Raw genomic sequence first — 17,160 nt, forward strand, 5'->3', positions numbered from 1 at the left:
ATTACTCGGCGGCGAGCTTCGCCATCAGCGCCTGGGTGACCACATCCGGCAGGAAAGGCGCGATATCGCCGCCGTGACGGGCGACCTCCTTCACCAGTGAGGAGGAGATGAACGACCACTCTTCGGAAGGCATCAGGAACACGCTTTCCAGCGTCGGCATCAAATGGCGGTTCATGTTCGCCAGCTGCAATTCGTATTCAAAGTCAGACACTGCACGCAGGCCGCGCACCAGGATATTGGCATTTTGGTGAGCGGCAAAGTGCGCCATCAGCTCGCTGAAGCCCAGCACTTCCACATTGCCCAGATGCGAGGTGACCTGCGTCGCCAACGCCACGCGTTCATCCAGGCTGAACAGCGGCTTTTTACTCGGGCTGGCGGCGATGGCCAGAATCACGTGATCGAACATCAGTGATGCGCGCGTCACTAAATCCAGGTGGCCGTTGGTCATGGGATCGAAGGTCCCGGGATAGATGGCTTTGCTGGTCATGATTCACTTCTCTGAGTAGTTGCGGCCCAATGCCCATAATGCGGCATATTTATTGAAGGTATATTGCGCGTTGACCACCGCTAACAGCAACCCCTGTTTACCGTCGAGGAAGCCGGCTCGCAGCAGCCAGGTTTTGACGAAGGCGCCGAGCGTGTGGGTCAGGATAGACAGGTAGCCGCAACGCTTGCCGGCCCGGTGGCGTTGCGTTGCCCACTCTTCGGCGTAGCGCAGCTGTTTGCGCTGGAAGGCGAAGAAATCGCGACAGGTCAGGTGCAGCATATCGCCGTTGAGGGGGATCACTTTGGCGCCGCCGATGTTCAGCGATTCGTGCACCAGATCGTCGTTATAGCGATAGCGTCGGTTGGCGTACAGGCGGTTGACGCGGTCGGGATACCAGCCGCTGTGGCGCATGAAGCGGCCAAGGAACAGATTGCGCCGCGCACAGCTGTAGACGGCACCGTCGTCCGGCGCGTTCAACACCCGTTCGATGGATTGCCGCAGCTCGGGCGTGACGCGTTCGTCGGCGTCGATCATCAAAACGTAGTCATGGCTGGCGTAGCTTTGCGCCAGCTGGCGCTGCTTGCCGAACCCTTGCCAGTCGGTGTGCGTGAAGACTTTGGCGCCCAGGCTTTCGGCGATGGCGACGCTGTCGTCCTCGCTGCCGGAGTCCAGCACGATGATTTCATCGGCCCACTCGACCGAACGCAGACAGTCCGGCAACAGCCCGGATTCGTTTTTGGCGATCATCACCACCGACAGGCTTTTGCGGCTGCTCATTCAGTGGCTCCGGGGCGGCAGGTGCGGTTCCAGCAGCTGCAGCAGGCGCTGCAACGCTCCCTGATTCTGATACAGCACTTCCACCGCATGGCGGCCGTAGTAGCGGCGGTAGTCTTCGTCGGTCAGCAGGGTTTCCACTTCCTTCACCAGCGAATCCACGTCGGTCACGGTGATCAGGCCTTCGGCCTGCGAAAGCTTGGCGCAGATGTCTTTGAAGTTGAAGGTATGCGGGCCCATCAACACCGGGATGGCGTGCGCGGCGGCTTCCAGCGGGTTATGTCCGCCGCGTTCCACCAGGCTGCCGCCGACAAAGGCCAGATCGGCGATGCCGTACAGCAGCATCAGCTCGCCCATGGTATCGCCGATCACCACCTGGGTGCTGCCGGACGGAATTTCGCCGCTGCTGCGCAGGGTGTAGCTGAAGCCGGCTTTCTGCACCAGCTCCTTGGCGGTCGGGAAGCGCTCCGGGTGACGCGGCACCAGGATCAGCAGCAGATCGGGGTGTTTTTCCAGCAGTTTGCGGTGCGCTTCCAGCAGGATGGTTTCTTCCCCGTCATGGGTACTGGTGGCGATCCACACCGGACGGCGCGGCGCCCATTGGCGGCGCAGCGTAACGGCGCGGGCGGCCAGCTCCGGGGTGACGGAGATATCGAACTTCAGGCTGCCGGTCACGGCCAGCTGAGAGCGCTTCAGGCCCAGCTCGATAAACCGATCGCCGTCTTCCTGGTTTTGGGCGGCGATCAGCGTGATGCGGCGCAGCATATCGCGCATGAATCCGCCAATTTTCTTATAGCCGGCGGCGGAGCGGGCCGACAGGCGCGCATTGGCGATCACCAAGGGGATCTGCCGCTGATGCAGCGCGTTGATCAGGTTGGGCCACAGCTCGGTTTCCATGATGATCACCAGCTTGGGATTCACCTGATCGAGGAAGCGGTTCATGGAGCCGGGCAGATCGTAGGGCAGATAGACATGATGCACGTCTTTGCCGAAAGCGGACTGGACGCGTTCTGAACCTGTTGGGGTCATTGTGGTCACAGTTATCGGCAAAGCGGGGTAACGATGGCGCAGCGCCCGCACCAGCGGGATGGCCGCCAGCGTTTCGCCGACGGAGACGGAATGCAGCATGATGCCGCCTGGCACGACTTTCCCGGCGCAGAAGCCATAGCGTTCCGCCCAGCGTTTACGGTAGGCTGGAGCTTTGCGGCTGCGCAGCAGTAAGCGGAGCCAGATCAGGGGTTGGATGAGGTAGAGTAGTACCTGATATAAACGCAGCAACATTCTATCAATTTCATTTATATGGGTTATTCGGAATAGTACCATAACTGGAAGGGAAAGGCGCTAATTTGGTAACCTTGGGTGTCAGTTTCAGACAACCGGCGAGCGATTTCGCCGACAGGCTCGGAATGAAGAATATTTTAATTATTCGCCGCGATAACATCGGCGATCTTGTTTGCACCACGCCCTTGATTGAAGGGGTGAAAATTGCCTATCCGGACGCAAAAGTTTATCTGCTGATCAATAAAGTCAGCCAGGACGTCGTTAAAAACAACCCTCATCTCGAGAAAGTCTTTGTCTATAAAAAGGCCAAGCACAAGGCGAAAAATGAGACCACGCTGGGCGTTTATTTCGAGCGTCTGATGATATTCCTGAAGCTGCGCAAAATAAAATTCGATGCGGTCATTCTGGCCAACCCGGTGCCTTGCAAATACAGTTTGCGTTTAGCGAAAATGGCTGGCGCCACCCATATCATCGGCGCCGATTTGGGCACGAAAGATATTCATCGCCCGTTCCGCAAGGACGATTTCCGCGGTCAACATCAGGTCGAACATACCTACAGCTATTTATCGGCGATAACCGATCAATCCATTCCGATCCCGCCGGTGCGGGTGTTTCTGACGCCTGAAGAGCGGCAATTGGCGGCGCAACGGCTGCAGGAGCGTCTGCCGCCGGTCGAACGGGTATGCGCCGTGCATATCAGCAGCCGCAGCCCGAAAAGGCGTTGGCCGGTTGAACGCTATGCCGAAATCATCAACCGTCTGGTTGCCGATCCCCACACCGGCGTGCTGATCTTCTGGTCGCCGCAGGGCACGCTGGCGCCGGACGACATCGGCGACCAGCAGCGCGCCGAACAGCTGCTGGCGCTGTGTCAAAACGAACGCGTCGCGCTTTATCCGACGGCGTCGGTGCGTGAGCTGTTGGGCGGGTTTGATTTATGCGACCGGGTGCTGTGCAGCGACGGTGGGCAGATGCATCTTGCCGCCGCGTTGAATAAGGACATGGTAGTGTTCTTTGGCGATACCGATAAAGCATCCTGGCATCCATGGACCGGTCGTCATCATATTTTGCAAAGTGAGTCGGGGCACTGTGAGGATGTTTCTGTCGATGAGGTTTGGCAGAAAATGCAGGCGCTCAGCTAGCGAAGAAAATAAGGCAGGCATCCCCTGCCTTATTTCATTCTTTATTATTTTCTTTCCAGTTCCAGATATTGGCGGCAAATAGGTTCAAGCCCATAGCTCAGCAATTGCTGTTGATTTATCTGCGGCGGATTGGCGTAAATCTCCGCCATTTTTTCTGCCAGCGACGCTTCGTTTAATTCCGCCAGCGCGTTAGCCATGCCGGCTTTTTCCAGAATTTCCGCAGGGCCACCCGGACAACGGGTGCTGACCACCGGTGTGCCGCACAGCAGCGATTCTACCAGCACGTTGCCAAACCCTTCGCTGTCGGAGCTGAGCACCAGCAGCGAGGCATGGCGAATAAACGGGTAGGGATTAGCCTGGAAACCGAGAAACAGCACGCGCTCTGCAATGCCCAGGTCTGTCGCCAGACGTTTGACCTCGGCGACTCTGGCGTCGTCCCCGGCGCCGATCAAGGCCAGCGGCGCCTGAATGCCGGAGTGCGCATAGGCTTTCAGCAGGCGGTCATGCCGCTTGGTGGCGTGAAAGCGGCCGACGTGCACCAGATAGTCCTGGCCGGCCAGTTCGCAAGGCATCGCCGCCTGTTGCTGGATGGCGTCGATATCGAACGGGTTGTTGATGACCGCCAGCCGGCGCGGGCGGATCGGTAAGTTCTGCTGCAGATCGTCGCCGACCGCCCGTGAAACGGCGACGATGTTTCTTCCCTGGTAAACGTTGGCGATTTTGCGTTGCTTCAGCCAGCGATCCAGGCCCTTGCGGTGGCCGAGGTAGGAGGTGGAGAGAATGCCGTGAATGCAGAACCACAGGCGATCCGCGGCCAACCGCTTGCTGCGGCTGACGATGCGATCGGTTTTATGCAGGTTGGAGAACACCAGATCGAACGCGCCGTGTTGGCGCTCGTGTTCGGCTATCGCCCGATCCAGCGCGCCGGCGCGGCGCGACAGCTCGGTCAGCTTGCGCCAGGGGGCGCGGCTGCGATCGGCCACCACCTGATAATCAATGCCCGGCGGGATAGGGTAATTGCAGACGTCGCGCAGCGAGATCAGACTGACGTCATGCCCCTGTTGCTGCATGCCCTGGCACAGGGTCAGCACCACTTTTTCCGCGCCGCCTCCCGGCAGGCCGTCGATGATCATCAGAATACGCATAGCTAATCCAGTAACCGGTTATAGAGGGAAATAAGCTGTTCGGACAGATGCGCCGGCGTAGCCGGCATAATACGCAGTCTTGCCGCTTCGCCCATGGATGATCCCAGCGCCTGGCGCGGCAGCGCGCGAATGGCCTCCGCGATGGCCGGTACGTCGAGCGCATCGGTCACGAAGCCGTTCTGGCCCTGGGTGATAAACTCGGCGCCGCCGCAGGTGGTGCTGGTGATAACCGGCAGGCCGCACGACATCGCTTCCAGAATCACATTCGGGAACGGATCGTACAGCGTCGGCAGCAGCAGCGCATCTGCGGCCTGATAGAACGGCAAGGTCTGCTTCTGCACGCCCATAAAGTGAACCCGATCGCTGCAGCCCAGCGACTGTGCCAGCGCCCGGTAGCGTTTTTCGGCCTTGTCTTTGCCGACCACCAACAGGTGGCTGTCGGTCGCCGCCACGGCGCGGATGGCGGCGGCCAGCCCTTTGCGCTCAAAGCCGGAACCGACGAAAATCAGGCAGTGCGCCTGTTGCGGGATCTGATACTGCTCGCGCAGACGTTGGCGCAGGGCCTCGTCGGCGGGCGGGAACTTTTGATTATCGATGGCGTTATAGATCACCGTGATTTTGTCGGCGGGCACGCCAAAGTCCGCGATGATTTCCTGCTTGATCATCTCGGCGTTGCAGATGACGGCTTTCAGCTCCGGTGCGGCGTACATGGCGCGTTCGGCGCACATCACATAGCGGTGATAACGGTTGGAGAACAGCCATTTGCGGCGCCATTCCGGCAGCAGACGCGCGCGTTGCAGCAGCCAGCGGCGGTGTACGCCGTCGCCGGCGCGGTAGATGTCGCAGCCGGGAATGCGCTCGTGGCTTTGCACCAGATCAAAATGCTCTTTCTGCCACAGCGCCCTGGCCGCCACGGCGAAGCCCCGTTCGCGGCTGATGCGGCCGAGTTTTAGCGGGTTGCACAGGTGGATATGCCAGTTGGGATTGGCGTCACCCTGCCATTCGCGGGTGATGACGTTCAGATCGAGATCCTGTTGCTCCAGCGCCTCCAGGGCGCGGGAAACGAAACGTTCGGCTCCGCCGTCCGGGCGGTATTTTTGGCGAACGATCGCCAAACGAAATGCTTTCATGCCAGCGTGCTCCGCGCGGCTGCAATCACCGCGTCTGTAGGAATAAGGTCGAGATACCGTTCGTCGGTGCCGGTATCGATGGCGTCCGGATCGGGTAGTTCGCCGAAGTCGCCGGCCCAGATCACGGCGCCGGTAGCCTGCCACGGCCGCCAGAAAGTCAGCTTGGAAGGGCCGAACAACGCTACGCACGGCGTGTGCAGCGCGGCGGCCATGTGCATCGGCACCGAATCCACGCCGATAAACAGCTTGGCGTGGTCGATCAGGGCGGCCAACTGGCGCAGCGTCAGCTGGCCGGCTAACGAAATCACGCCCTGCGGCGGGCAGAGCGCCAAAATGCGCTCTACCATGGCTTGTTCTCTGGCGTCGGGGCCGGAGGTGATCACCAGCTGGTGGCCGTCGGCCTGCAAGGCGGTGAGGGTGGCGGCCATTTTCTCTTCGCTCCAGCATTTGAAGAACCAGCGCGAGGTGGGCTGCACCACAATATAACTGCCGGTGACGCCCTGTTTCTGTAACCGTTGCTCACATGCCTGCCAATCCTGCGGATCGTAACTCATGGTCACATGATCACTGAGCGCGGGCAGGTTCAGCGGCGCCAGCAGCGAGAGGTTTTGTTCGACGGTATGCAGGTGGGCGTGATTGTCGACCGGCACCAGCTGCGTGTGGCAGTGGCGCCACAGGAAGCCGCGGCGTTTGGGGAAATCGAAGCCCAGACGGATGCGCGCGCCGGTCAGGCGCGTGAGGATGGCGCTGCGCCACTGATCGGCCAGGTTGACCACCAGATCGTAGCGCTGCGCCTTCAGGCGGCGCAGCAGCGCCAGTTCGTGCCCCAGATGCGCGCGGGCGCCCTGTTTTTTCCATTGGCGGTCGATGGCGAACAGCGTCGACAGTTCCGGATTACTGGCCAGCATCTCCTGCGTTTCCTGATACAGCAGCACATCGATCTGCGCCTGCGGGTAGTTTTGCCGCAGGCTGCTGATGACCGGCGTGACCAGCAGCATATCGCCGTGATGGCGCAGTTTTATGATCAAAATACGCTGTACGGATGGGGCGGAAGTTGGGGCTGGCGCGTCGTTCATCATGAGTCGCTTTCTGGGAAACCAATCTTTGATTCTAAATGACCCGATCGCATGTGGCTACTGTTGCAAGGTTTTCTTGCCGGGCCGCAAAAAAATCGCCGAGCCGGGGACGAATGCGTTTCAATGTTGTCCAAACCAGGCAGCAAAGTCGTTTGCCCTGGCGAAACGGGCTGCGTAACATAGTGCATTCTGTTGATATCAGGCTCGATATTCATGACTAAACCGGCGTTTCTCATCACCATTGATACCGAAGGCGATAATCTGTGGCAAAACCACGATCGCATCGCGACCGAAAACACGCGTTTCTTGCCGCGCTTTCAGGCATTGTGCGAAAAATACGCCTTCAAACCGGTTTATCTCACCAACTATGAAATGGCGATGGATCCGGCTTACGTCGAGTTCGCGCGTGACGTGATCGCCCGCGGCGCGGGTGAAGTCGGCATGCACCTGCACGCTTGGAACAGCCCGCCGCTAACGCCGCTCACCGACGACGACAGGCGCCACAAACCGTATTTGATCGAGTATCCCGCCGATCAGATCCGCGCCAAGGTCGATCACATGACCAAGCTGCTGGAAGATGCCTTCCAGACCAAAATGCTCAGCCATCGCGCCGGCCGCTGGGCGTTCAACGAATATTATGCCTCGCTGCTGCTGGAGTATGGCTATCAGGTGGACTGTTCGGTGACGCCGCGCGTCAACTGGCAGTTTTCGCCGGGCAATCCGCAGGGCAACGGCGGCACCGATTACAGCCGGTTCCCGTCGCAGGCCTATTTCATCGATCCGCAGAACATTGCCAAACCGGGCGCTTCGGCGCTGCTGGAAGTGCCGATGAGCATTCAGTACAAGCACTCGGCGCTGATGAACGCGTTCAAGCAAGGTTATGATCGGCTGCGCGGCAAGCGGCGTTCGCCGTCCGTCAACTGGCTGCGACCAAGTGGCGGCAACGTGGCCAAGATGATAGGGGTGGCTGAAGCGTCGCTGGCGCAGGGGCATGACTACGTCGAATTTATGCTGCACTCCTCCGAGTTCATGCCGGGCGGCAGCCCGACGTTCAAAACCGAGCAGGATATCGAAGTGCTGTACCGCGATCTGGAACAGCTGTTTGACTGGCTGCAGCAGCGCACGGTGGGCATGACGCTGGCCGAGTATTATCAACTTAAAGCGAATTAAGCACGCACATGTCGAAAAAATGGAAAATCAAGGTTGCCGACTGGTTCTTGCGGCGCTATACGGCGAAGTACGGCCGTTTTCAAGACAAGGCGACCTTCGACGGCGCCCAGCAGTTTGACAATATCGTCATCTATTCCACCACGGCGTTGGGCGACTTCATGTTCAACACGCCGGCATTGAGGGCGATGCGGGAACGCTACCCCAACGCACACATCACACTGGTGGTGCACAAGAAAAACCGCGAGCTGGTGGAAAACGGCCGCTATTACGATCGCGTGGTGTATTGGGACAGCAAGATCAAGACGATCCGCCCGTTGCTGAAATCGCTGCGCGAACATCAGCCGGATTTGGCGCTGATTCTGCACTCCCACCTGCCTTATGACATCATCAGCGCCGTACTGGCCGGGGCGAAGTACATTATCCGCGATAACTACAGTTCGGGCATTTGCGGGCTGGAGCCTTGGCTGACCAACTATGTCTTCCATTATTACGGCCACTTCGTGCGCCGCAAGCTGGAGCTGATTTCCATTTTGGGCTGCCGCAGCGACGATCCGACGATGGAAATTCCCGTGGATTATCAGCGCGGCGTCAAAAGCAGCGAGCATCCCACCATCGGCTTTCAATTGGGGGCATCTACGGAGTCGCGTTGCTGGCCGGTTTCGCACTATGCGCGGCTGGCCGATGAGCTGGTGGCGAAGCACCCTAATGTACGCATCGTGCTGATTGGCGCACCGTTTGACGACGGCAAGGCCAAACAGTTTATGAGCCTGATCGGCCCGCAAACGCAGGCCTGCGTGGATAACCAGATCGGTAAAACGGGGCTGCAAGGCTTGCTGACGTTGATCGACAGTTTCCATGTTCTGGTCACCGGCGATACCGGGCCGCTGCACCTGGCGGTGGCGTTGAAGGTGAAAACCATCAGCCTGTTCGTGACCGCCGACTCACGCTCCACCGGCCCGATTCAGGATGCTGAACTGCACCGCATCATTCAGGTGTCGCGTACCGGTTATACGATGCCGCTGGAGGCAGAAAGTCCGATGGGGGTCATCCAGCCGCAGCGGATTTATGATGAGCTGGTCGCACACGTGCCTTTAGCGCGCTAAAGGCGAGACGACGCATCGGCCGCCCGGCCGATGCGGTTAGCGCGGCCTGCGCCCGCGCAGCTTAGAAAGAAAGGTATCCACTCGCGCATAGCGCATCTGGCGGACTTTTTTGCCCGGCACGTCGCTGTTGCGGCAGACGTCGGCGGCGCGGCGCAGGATGTGCAGCGTTGCCGGCGCGTAATGGTAATAGCCGTATACCGCCTTCGACATGTTTTTCACCTCGGAAAAGCAGTTGGCCAGCATCAGGGCGGCCAACCGGCGCAGCGGCTCATCCCCGGGATGCTGCGCCACAAAACGCAGCATCTTCTCCATGGCGAACAACATATCTTCAATATCTTTGGGTTTGATATTGCGGGTGATGCCCTGGCTGTTGTCCCGATAGAAGTAGAGTTCGCCGTCAAGATGGGCGATGCGGCGAGTTTTGAAATACTGAAAAGGTGTGAAAATCACGTCTTCGTAGCGCCTGCCTTCTTCGAACGCTTCCCCTGCCAGCAGCGTGCGTTTATATACCCGGCTCCAGAGATGCCACATCGAGCGTGCAAACAGCGGTTGCAGGCTGCCCAGTCCCAATTGTGAAAAGTCGTAGGCTACGGGCCGCGCCGCGCGGTTATCTGGTGTCGGCGGATGCTCGGTGAACTTCTGATAATTAAAATCGATCAGGTCATATTCACCGGCGGTAAGCTGGGGGCGCAGGATCGCCAGATAGTCGTCGCTCAGCAGATCGTCGCCGTCGAGGAAGGTGATATAGCGTCCGGTGGCCAGACGTAAGCCGACGTTGCGGGCGTGCGCAATGCCGCCGTTGGCCTGTGAAGTAAAGACCACGCGTGGGTGCCGCCGCTGCGCCAGATATTGGCTGACCAGCGCGCCGGAGGCGTCGGTGGAGCCATCGTCGATGATCACCACCTCGATATCGTCGCTAATCTGTGCAAATAACGAATCCAGCGCAGCGATAACGAACGCTTCATTATTATAAAACGGCACGATAACGCTGAGCAGCGGCTCCTGAGGATTCACGGGGTAGGCTCCTGAACAGGGGGCTGTTTCGGGACGGAAAGAGCGGCGGCGATCAGCGCCAGGCCGAACATGGCGGTACCTTCCGTGCTGAAGAAGATGACGTCGCTCAAGCCGTAAACGAACAGGCTGGCGCTGACGCTCAGCAGCAGCGCGTTGCGCTGTGGCCGGAAGGAAGAGAAAAACAGGCTGACATACAGCGCCAGCAGCAGCAGTACGCCCCAGACGCCCTTGAGCGAGTAAGTTTCCAGCAGCTCGTTGTGCAGGTGGACGTTGATGTAGGGCATGACGCCAGACAGGCGGGGTTGCTGTGCGACCATCGCACGGATCTCTTCGCCGCGCTGTTCGGCGGATTGGCCCCACGGGGCTTGTGACCCGGTATGCCATGCCAGCGTTTGCATCGACAGCCGGGAAATGATGGAGTTTTCAGTCTGCGGCTGGTCCATCAGGCGCATGTCGGTCTCAAAAGCCTGAATGCGTTCTTCTATCTGCGGTTTAAACACCAGGCCGCAGGCTACGAGCAGCAGCGGTACCGAGGCCACCAACGCAAGCTTGTGTTTTCTGGAAACCAGCTGCTTGGTGGCCAGCAGTGACAGGCAGACCGCCACCGGGTAGACCAACATGGCCGCGCGCGTGCCGGTGAGCACCAGCGCAGAGAAGGACAGCAGGAATGCCGCAATGTACAACACCAGGCGGTAGCGGGTGCGCAGCATCAGGATGGCTTGCATCATGACCAGATCGATGGCGGTCATCAGATAGGCGGCGACCGTGGCGCGATCGAAGTTGAGCTCTACGCGCGGGATATCCAGACGCAGCCCCTGATAGAGGGAATAACCGTTGATCGCCAGACCGGTGGCGAGAGCCACAACGATCAGCAGGCGCTGTACGCACAACCGCTCATTGAGCGCAATCAGCAAGATGAAAGCGGTCGCGAGCTGCAGTTTGCCGGTCGACATATAAGAGCGATAAATATTGATGTACTCACCCGGCTGTTTGAAGTGATGCATCCAGAGGATGGTTCCCATGCCCACGCTGAACATCAGCGCGGGCAGCAGCAGGTTTCTAACGTTGCTGAAGTAGTAGCGCGGGTACAGGCAAACGGCGATAAAGGCGATGTAGCTGGAAACGTAAAACAGATTGCGTCCGGTCGCGGAACCGAAAGGAATGGTGCAAAAAGCGATAGCGCACCCCAGATAGATCAGATAGCTGAAGGCAGGGTGCGGCGTTCTGTGTTTTAGCATCGGGCGTATTTTCCGGCTCACGTTTCAATTAAGCGATAAAGGATCGCAGCGTGTCGTCGAATTCAACTTTGAACTGAGCATAGTTAAAATGTTCCGCAGGATAGCGCTGCGCATTTCGGCTCAGAGTCTGGTAGGTTTCTCGCTCCAGCAATTTCTCAACGGCATCCGCACAGTCGATATGCGACAGCAGCTTGGGCGCGACCAGGCTGTCGGTCAACGGATCGTAGACCTCATGCGGGAAGTCGACCTCGATATCGGTGAGCTGCCGGTGTTGTTCGATGGTGACCGACGGCGTCAGGCCAATGCCGCAGACCCCGTCTTTCACCGCTTCCGGCTGGCCGTCGACCTGCGGGAAGATGACCGGCACGCCGAAATAGAGCGATTCCATGCAGGACAAGCCGAACGGCTCGGTGATCGGCGTGCTCATATAGATGCGCGTGCGATTGAAGAAGCCGGCGACGTCATCCTGATAACCGCTGAAGGTGACGCGATCGCCGAGCTGTAGCCGGGCCGCCAGCGCCTCGAACGCCGCGCGATCCGGCCCTTTGCCGGCCACTTCCAGCGTGACGTCATGCCCGCGCCGCAGCAGTTCCTGCATCATCAATAATGACACGCTGATGCCTTTCAGGCTGACCAGGCGTGAGGCAGTGCCGATCCTGACCGGCTGCGACAGGGTTTTCGGCGCAGTGTCGATCCCCGCCGGCGTTTTGATGCGGTTGATCACCACGTGATTTGGGCAAGGCAGATTAAAGCGCAGCTCCATCACCCGCTTCGACGCGTGTGAGGCGGAAATGACGCCGTCCAGCATGGCGAAGAAACGCAGCGTCTTTTTATTCTTGGGGTAACGCCAGGAGCAGCCGTGATCGTAGTAAATCAGCTTGCCGCGCTTGGGTTTGGCCGCCAGCCCCGGCACCAGGTCCCAGACGATCACCACGTCGGCGTTCGCCCGCTCGATTTTCCACTTCAGCAAAAATTTGCGCAGGAACTGCGGGCAGCGCAACGGCAGCGCATTGATCAGGCGGTTGGCGAAGGTGACGGGCTGATGCGCAGGCAACTGGCGGCGGATTTCTTCGCCAATGTCGCCGCTGATGCACAAGACCTGGTTGCTGCCGTCGGTGGTATCGTTGATGTACTGCAGGAACAGGCGTTCGACGCCGCCCATTTTACCCAGGTTGATAATGTGCAGTTTTTTCATGCTATAACCTTTTGCAACGCCTGCCATGCCGTATCGGCGTCGATTGTCGCCATGCTTTTTTCCGGCGAAATCAACGAGTGCTGATTTTGCCCGTAGCCGCCGATCAGGCCGGGATCGGTCGGCCCGAACAGCGTGATGTTCGGTTTGTCGAGCGCGGCGGTCAAATGGCTGAGCCCGGTGTCGACCGAGACCACGCCCTTGGCGCCGGCCAGCACCTCGGCCACCTGCTGCAGGCTGAGCTTCGGCAGCACTTCGACATGTGAAAAACCTTCCGCCAAGCGCAGCGCGCGCTGATGTTCATGCTCTGCACCCCACGGCAGTTTGATCTTCAACCCGCTGTCCGCCGTCAGCGCGATCAGCTCGCGCCAGTTTTGCTCCGGCCAGTGCTTGTCGTCACGCGTCGTCGCGTGCAAAAACACCAAATACCGCCCGGCATCGGCCGGCGGGCTGCTGAGAAAGCGCGCGGCGATGGCGTAATCGCCGTAGCTTCCCGGTTTATCGTAGCCAAGGCTTTTGGCGAACAGTTCGCGCGTGCGTTCCACCGCGTGCTGCTGCTTGTCTATCTCATGGCGCACGTTGTAGAACCAGCTGGCGAACGGCTCGCGCGCGCTCTTGCAGTCCGGGCCATGTTTGTTGCCTTTGGCGATGCGCGTGATCAGCGCGGCGCTTTTGATCAGGCCCTGCGCGTCGATCACCACGTCATAACGGCGTTCTTGCAGCGCGCGCTTGAAGTCGCAGCGCTGTTGCCGGGTGTCGTTGCCGAACCAGTTCTTGCGCCAGCGGCGAATGGCCACCGGGATCACGCGATCCACCGCCGGGTGCCAGGTCGGGATTTGGCTGAAACCTTCTTCCACCACCCAGTCGAAGCGGATATCGGGAATGGCCTGCAGCGCGTCGGTCAGGGCGGGCAGCGTATGCAGCACGTCCCCCATTGAGGAGGTTTTTACGATTAACACCTGCATGACTATTCCTCGCTGGCGACAAGTAGCGGCGTCAGCGCATCCAATACTTGCTGCGGCTGAATATCGATCAAACTTTGGTGGTATCCCTGCTCGGCATCGCCCTTGCGCACCTTGTGATAACCGCTGATCAGGCGAATCACCCGCGCCTTGTCGGAGAGCGGCGGCGTGAAGTCGGGGCTGCTTGGTCCGTACAAGGCTATCAGCGGTTTGTTCAACGCTGCGGCAACGTGCATTAAACCGGAGTCGTTGCTGACCACCGCCCGGCAGGCCGCGATCAGGATCACCGCCTGCTCCAACTGGGTTTTTCCGGCCAGGTTAAGGCAGAAATCGCGGGCGTCTTCCTGCAGCGCGGCGCGGATCTGTTCGCCGGCTTCGTGATCTTTCGCCGAGCCGAACAGCGCGATCTGATAGCCGTTCTCGATCAGCCGCTGAGCCAGCGTCGCGTAGTGATAGTGCGGCCAGCGTTTGGCGGGGCCGAACTCCGCGCCCGGGCAGAAGCCGACGATCGGCCGGCTGTCGGTCAGGTTGAAGGCCGCGGTGGTGTCGGCGATCTCTTCGTCGCTCACCTGCAGCTGTGGCCACAGCAGCGGCTGCGGCAGATCGTCGGCGCGCTGAATGCGGCCTTTGTCATAGGCCAGCGCCACGTAGCGTTGCACCATCAGCGGGAAGGCCGCCTTGTCGAGCACGCGGACGTCGTTCAGCAGGCCGTAACGCATTTCGCCCCGCCAGCCGGTGCGCTGCGGGATATCGGCGAAGAAGGGCACCAGCGCGGATTTGAACGAGTTGGGTAGAACGTAAGCGCGATCGTAACGGTTGGCGCGCAGGGCGCGCCCCAGGCGGCGGCGCTCGCCGAGCCCCAGCGCGCCGTGGCCCAGCGGCATCGCCAGCGCCTGATTGACTTCCGGCATGCGCGCCAGCAGCGGGCGGCACCAGGCCGGCGCCATCACATCGATCTCCGCCGACGGGTATTCGGCCTTCAGGGTGCGATAGAGACTTTGCGACATCATCATGTCGCCAACCCAAGAAGGGCCGATAACCAGTATTTTCATACCCAGCGTTAATTCCTTCAGCTTATGCGGTGCGGTTCAACCAGGCCATATACTCTTTCACCCCTTCGGCGACCGTTTTGAACGGTGCGTCGTAGCCGGCGGCGCGCAGCTTGGTCAGATCGGCCTGGGTGTACGCCTGATAGCGGCCCTTCAGCTTCTCCGGGAACTCGATGTATTCCACCGCGCCCTTCTGGTGGAAGTCCACCACCGCGTCGGCCACCGCCTGGAAGGTTTCCGCCCGGCCGGTGCCGCAGTTGAAGATGCCGGATTTGCCGGTTTCCCAGAACCACAGGTTAACCGCCGCCACGTCGCCGACGTAGATGAAGTCACGCTTGAAGTTTTCGCTGCCGGCGAACAGTTTCGGGTTTTCGCCGCGGTTGATCTGGGTATTCAGGTGGAAGGCGACGCTGGCCATGCTGCCTTTGTGGCCTTCGCGCGGGCCGTAAACGTTGAAGTAGCGGAAGCCGCAGATCTGCGAGTCCGCTTCCGGCAGGATCTCGCGCACGTACTGATCGAACAGGAATTTGGAGTAGCCGTACACGTTGAGCGGCGCTTCATACTCACGCTCTTCGATGAACTCCTCGCGGCCGCCGTAAGTGGCGGCGGAGGAGGCGTACAGGAACGGGATTTCGCGATCCAGGCAGTAGTGCAGCAGGTCTTTGGAGTACTGATAGTTATTGTCCATCATGTACTTGCCGTCCCACTCGGTGGTCGCGGAGCAGGCGCCTTCGTGGAAGACCGCTTCGATATCGCCCAGATCGTCGCCGGCCACGATGCTGGCGATAAAGTCTTCTTTATCGATATAGTCGGCGATGTCCAGATCGACCAGGTTGACGAACTTGGTGCCGTCTTTCAGGTTATCCACCACCAGGATATCGCGATATCCCTTGTCGTTCAGTGCCTTAATGATGTTGCTGCCGATCATGCCGGCGCCGCCTGTGACGATAATCATTGGGTTACCCCTGCTAAGCTGCCTGGCGGGGCACAATGCCCCACGCTCAATGGCGGTTATAATAGCATTTCATGCCGCGGCAAACAGCGGAAGGGCTCCGAATATCCCGCATTGCCATTGAAGTCCGCTTTTTGCCGTGATATCTGCTGCAATTTTAATATTCTCTCCCGCGCATTCTCGTCAGTTTGGTTACAAATCAGTAAAATATGCCGCAAATAGCCCAATCCTGGAGATAACCGAATGTCAGCGTCTTTTTATCAGCAGTTGGAACAACAGCTTGCCGCCACTCGCAGTGAAGGGCTGTTCAAGGAAGAACGCATCATCACCTCCGCGCAACAGGCGGATATCGCCGTTGCCGACGGCAGCCATGTGATCAACTTCTGCGCCAATAACTACCTGGGCCTGGCCAACCACCCGGCGCTGATCGCCGCCGCCAAGTCGGGCATGGACAGCCACGGTTTCGGCATGGCGTCGGTGCGCTTCATCTGCGGCACCCAGGACAGCCACAAGCAGTTGGAACAGAAACTGGCGGCCTTCTTGGGCATGGAAGACGCGATCCTCTACTCCTCCTGCTTCGATGCCAACGGCGGGCTGTTCGAAACCCTGCTCGGCCCGGAAGACGCCATTATCTCCGATGCGCTGAACCACGCGTCGATCATTGACGGCGTGCGCCTGTGCAAGGCCAAGCGCTATCGCTACGCCAATAACGACATGGCCGAGCTGGCCGCGCAGCTGAAGCAGGCCAAAGCCGACGGCGCGCGCCACATCCTGATCGCCACCGACGGCGTCTTCTCGATGGACGGCGTGATCGCCAACCTGAAAGGGGTGTGCGATCTGGCGGACGAGTACCAGGCGCTGGTGATGGTGGATGACTCCCACGCGGTGGGCTTTGTCGGCGCCAACGGGCGCGGCACCCATGAATACTGTGAAGTGATGGGCCGCGTCGATATCATCACCGGTACGTTAGGCAAAGCGCTGGGCGGCGCGTCCGGCGGCTACACCGCCGCCAGGAAAGAAGTGGTAGAGTGGCTGCGTCAGCGTTCGCGCCCGTACCTGTTCTCCAACTCGCTGGCGCCGGCGATCGTCGCCGCGTCGATCAAAGTGCTGGAACTGCTGGAAGAGGGCGATGCCCTGCGCGATCGCCTGTGGGCCAACGCGCGTCTGTTCCGCGAAAAAATGACCGCCGCCGGCTTCACGTTGGCCGGCGCCGATCATGCCATCATCCCGGTGATGCTGGGTGAGGCGAAGCTGGCGCAGGAATTCGCCAATGCGTTGCTCAAGGAAGGCATCTATGTGACCGGTTTCTTCTATCCGGTGGTGCCGAAAGGCCAGGCGCGCATCCGTACCCAGATGTCCGCCGACCACACCCCGGAGCAAATCGAACGCGCAGTGGCGGCGTTTACACGTATCGGTAAGGATCTTGGCGTTATTGCATAAGGTAAAAC

16 protein-coding genes are annotated in these 17,160 nt (G+C 59.7%); 4 read left to right on the top strand and 12 right to left on the bottom strand.

All coding sequences use genetic code 11. The features are described from left to right. Position 1: 1 nt before the first annotated feature. From coaD to waaA, 3 genes are read right to left on the bottom strand one after another with little or no spacing between them, the layout of a single operon-like run. Positions 2 to 487 (bottom strand): pantetheine-phosphate adenylyltransferase, encoded by a 486-nt coding sequence (coaD, locus tag ACJ8HB_RS21655; RefSeq protein ID WP_033631353.1) that lies wholly within the window; start codon positions 485 to 487, stop codon positions 2 to 4. A gap of 3 nt (positions 488 to 490) precedes the next feature. Continuing rightward, positions 491 to 1,264, bottom strand: coding sequence for a glycosyltransferase family 2 protein (locus tag ACJ8HB_RS21660; RefSeq protein WP_047570011.1), 774 nt, complete (start codon positions 1,262 to 1,264; stop codon positions 491 to 493). After that, entirely contained in the window at positions 1,265 to 2,542 is a 1,278-nt protein-coding gene (waaA, locus tag ACJ8HB_RS21665; RefSeq protein ID WP_025304695.1) for a lipid IV(A) 3-deoxy-D-manno-octulosonic acid transferase, read from the bottom strand. A 125-nt stretch (positions 2,543 to 2,667) separates the two neighbouring features. Here waaA and ACJ8HB_RS21670 point away from each other — a divergent pair, with 125 nt between their 5' ends. Beyond that, complete coding sequence (locus tag ACJ8HB_RS21670; RefSeq protein ID WP_047570013.1) at positions 2,668 to 3,681, top strand: glycosyltransferase family 9 protein; 1,014 nt, start codon at positions 2,668 to 2,670, stop codon at positions 3,679 to 3,681. Positions 3,682 to 3,725: 44 nt separating this feature from the next. Here the strand turns inward: ACJ8HB_RS21670 and ACJ8HB_RS21675 are convergent, their stop codons facing one another. The 3 genes from ACJ8HB_RS21675 to rfaQ are packed head-to-tail and all read right to left on the bottom strand — an operon-like array spanning position 3,726 to position 7,035. Next, on the bottom strand, positions 3,726 to 4,826 hold the full coding sequence (locus tag ACJ8HB_RS21675; protein WP_033649738.1) for a glycosyltransferase: 1,101 nt from the start codon (positions 4,824 to 4,826) through the stop codon (positions 3,726 to 3,728). Between the two features lie 2 nt (positions 4,827 to 4,828). Next, positions 4,829 to 5,956 (bottom strand): glycosyltransferase family 4 protein, encoded by a 1,128-nt coding sequence (locus ACJ8HB_RS21680; protein WP_060429116.1) that lies wholly within the window; start codon positions 5,954 to 5,956, stop codon positions 4,829 to 4,831. After that, positions 5,953 to 7,035 (bottom strand): putative lipopolysaccharide heptosyltransferase III, encoded by a 1,083-nt coding sequence (rfaQ, locus tag ACJ8HB_RS21685; RefSeq protein WP_033649736.1) that lies wholly within the window; start codon positions 7,033 to 7,035, stop codon positions 5,953 to 5,955. Before rfaQ ends, ACJ8HB_RS21680 begins: the two co-directional genes overlap by 4 nt. A 210-nt stretch (positions 7,036 to 7,245) precedes the next feature. Here rfaQ and ACJ8HB_RS21690 point away from each other — a divergent pair, with 210 nt between their 5' ends. Further along, positions 7,246 to 8,202 (top strand): polysaccharide deacetylase family protein, encoded by a 957-nt coding sequence (locus ACJ8HB_RS21690; RefSeq protein ID WP_094860181.1) that lies wholly within the window; start codon positions 7,246 to 7,248, stop codon positions 8,200 to 8,202. Between the two features lie 8 nt (positions 8,203 to 8,210). Then, positions 8,211 to 9,305, top strand: coding sequence for a glycosyltransferase family 9 protein (locus ACJ8HB_RS21695; protein WP_047570021.1), 1,095 nt, complete (start codon positions 8,211 to 8,213; stop codon positions 9,303 to 9,305). A 36-nt stretch (positions 9,306 to 9,341) separates the two neighbouring features. Here ACJ8HB_RS21695 and ACJ8HB_RS21700 read toward each other — a convergent pair whose 3' ends face one another. From ACJ8HB_RS21700 to rfaD, 6 genes are read right to left on the bottom strand one after another with little or no spacing between them, the layout of a single operon-like run. Continuing rightward, complete coding sequence (locus tag ACJ8HB_RS21700) at positions 9,342 to 10,319, bottom strand: glycosyltransferase family 2 protein (protein ID WP_047570023.1); 978 nt, start codon at positions 10,317 to 10,319, stop codon at positions 9,342 to 9,344. Further along, the gene (locus ACJ8HB_RS21705) at positions 10,316 to 11,557 is read right to left on the bottom strand and encodes an O-antigen ligase family protein (RefSeq protein ID WP_047570025.1); all 1,242 of its coding nucleotides are present in this window, start codon (positions 11,555 to 11,557) and stop codon (positions 10,316 to 10,318) included. The genes ACJ8HB_RS21700 and ACJ8HB_RS21705 overlap by 4 nt, the downstream gene beginning before the upstream one ends. Before the next feature lie 28 nt (positions 11,558 to 11,585). Next, positions 11,586 to 12,752 (bottom strand): glycosyltransferase, encoded by a 1,167-nt coding sequence (locus tag ACJ8HB_RS21710; RefSeq protein ID WP_047570027.1) that lies wholly within the window; start codon positions 12,750 to 12,752, stop codon positions 11,586 to 11,588. Further along, positions 12,749 to 13,714, bottom strand: coding sequence for a lipopolysaccharide heptosyltransferase RfaC (gene rfaC / locus ACJ8HB_RS21715; RefSeq protein WP_047570029.1), 966 nt, complete (start codon positions 13,712 to 13,714; stop codon positions 12,749 to 12,751). The genes ACJ8HB_RS21710 and rfaC overlap by 4 nt, the downstream gene beginning before the upstream one ends. 2 nt (positions 13,715 to 13,716) lie before the next feature. Next, complete coding sequence (gene rfaF / locus ACJ8HB_RS21720) at positions 13,717 to 14,763, bottom strand: ADP-heptose--LPS heptosyltransferase RfaF (RefSeq protein WP_033649730.1); 1,047 nt, start codon at positions 14,761 to 14,763, stop codon at positions 13,717 to 13,719. A gap of 22 nt (positions 14,764 to 14,785) precedes the next feature. Beyond that, complete coding sequence (gene rfaD, locus ACJ8HB_RS21725) at positions 14,786 to 15,715, bottom strand: ADP-glyceromanno-heptose 6-epimerase (RefSeq protein WP_016929696.1); 930 nt, start codon at positions 15,713 to 15,715, stop codon at positions 14,786 to 14,788. Positions 15,716 to 15,955: 240 nt separating this feature from the next. Here rfaD and kbl point away from each other — a divergent pair, with 240 nt between their 5' ends. Further along, the gene (gene kbl / locus ACJ8HB_RS21730) at positions 15,956 to 17,152 is read left to right on the top strand and encodes a glycine C-acetyltransferase (RefSeq protein ID WP_033636462.1); all 1,197 of its coding nucleotides are present in this window, start codon (positions 15,956 to 15,958) and stop codon (positions 17,150 to 17,152) included. Positions 17,153 to 17,160: the final 8 nt, after the last annotated feature.

Origin of the sequence: Serratia sp. CY27727 (assembly GCF_052169275.1) — a bacterium.
In the GTDB taxonomy this organism is placed as follows: domain Bacteria; phylum Pseudomonadota; class Gammaproteobacteria; order Enterobacterales; family Enterobacteriaceae; genus Serratia; species Serratia sarumanii.

Excerpts from the sequence above, each read along its gene's own strand:
- rfaC (WP_047570029.1), bottom strand. The coding sequence starts at position 13,714 with ATGCAGGTGTTAATCGTAAAAACCTCCTCAATGGGGGACGTGCTGCAT.
- ACJ8HB_RS21675 (WP_033649738.1), bottom strand. The coding sequence starts at position 4,826 with ATGCGTATTCTGATGATCATCGACGGCCTGCCGGGAGGCGGCGCGGAA.
- ACJ8HB_RS21670 (WP_047570013.1), top strand. The coding sequence starts at position 2,668 with ATGAAGAATATTTTAATTATTCGCCGCGATAACATCGGCGATCTTGTT.
- ACJ8HB_RS21680 (WP_060429116.1), bottom strand. The coding sequence starts at position 5,956 with ATGAAAGCATTTCGTTTGGCGATCGTTCGCCAAAAATACCGCCCGGAC.
- rfaQ (WP_033649736.1), bottom strand. The coding sequence starts at position 7,035 with ATGATGAACGACGCGCCAGCCCCAACTTCCGCCCCATCCGTACAGCGT.
- ACJ8HB_RS21695 (WP_047570021.1), top strand. The coding sequence starts at position 8,211 with ATGTCGAAAAAATGGAAAATCAAGGTTGCCGACTGGTTCTTGCGGCGC.
- kbl (WP_033636462.1), top strand. The coding sequence starts at position 15,956 with ATGTCAGCGTCTTTTTATCAGCAGTTGGAACAACAGCTTGCCGCCACT.
- rfaD (WP_016929696.1), bottom strand. The coding sequence starts at position 15,715 with ATGATTATCGTCACAGGCGGCGCCGGCATGATCGGCAGCAACATCATT.
- rfaF (WP_033649730.1), bottom strand. The coding sequence starts at position 14,763 with ATGAAAATACTGGTTATCGGCCCTTCTTGGGTTGGCGACATGATGATG.
- coaD (WP_033631353.1), bottom strand. The coding sequence starts at position 487 with ATGACCAGCAAAGCCATCTATCCCGGGACCTTCGATCCCATGACCAAC.
- ACJ8HB_RS21710 (WP_047570027.1), bottom strand. The coding sequence starts at position 12,752 with ATGAAAAAACTGCACATTATCAACCTGGGTAAAATGGGCGGCGTCGAA.
- ACJ8HB_RS21660 (WP_047570011.1), bottom strand. The coding sequence starts at position 1,264 with ATGAGCAGCCGCAAAAGCCTGTCGGTGGTGATGATCGCCAAAAACGAA.
- waaA (WP_025304695.1), bottom strand. The coding sequence starts at position 2,542 with ATGTTGCTGCGTTTATATCAGGTACTACTCTACCTCATCCAACCCCTG.
- ACJ8HB_RS21690 (WP_094860181.1), top strand. The coding sequence starts at position 7,246 with ATGACTAAACCGGCGTTTCTCATCACCATTGATACCGAAGGCGATAAT.
- ACJ8HB_RS21705 (WP_047570025.1), bottom strand. The coding sequence starts at position 11,557 with ATGCTAAAACACAGAACGCCGCACCCTGCCTTCAGCTATCTGATCTAT.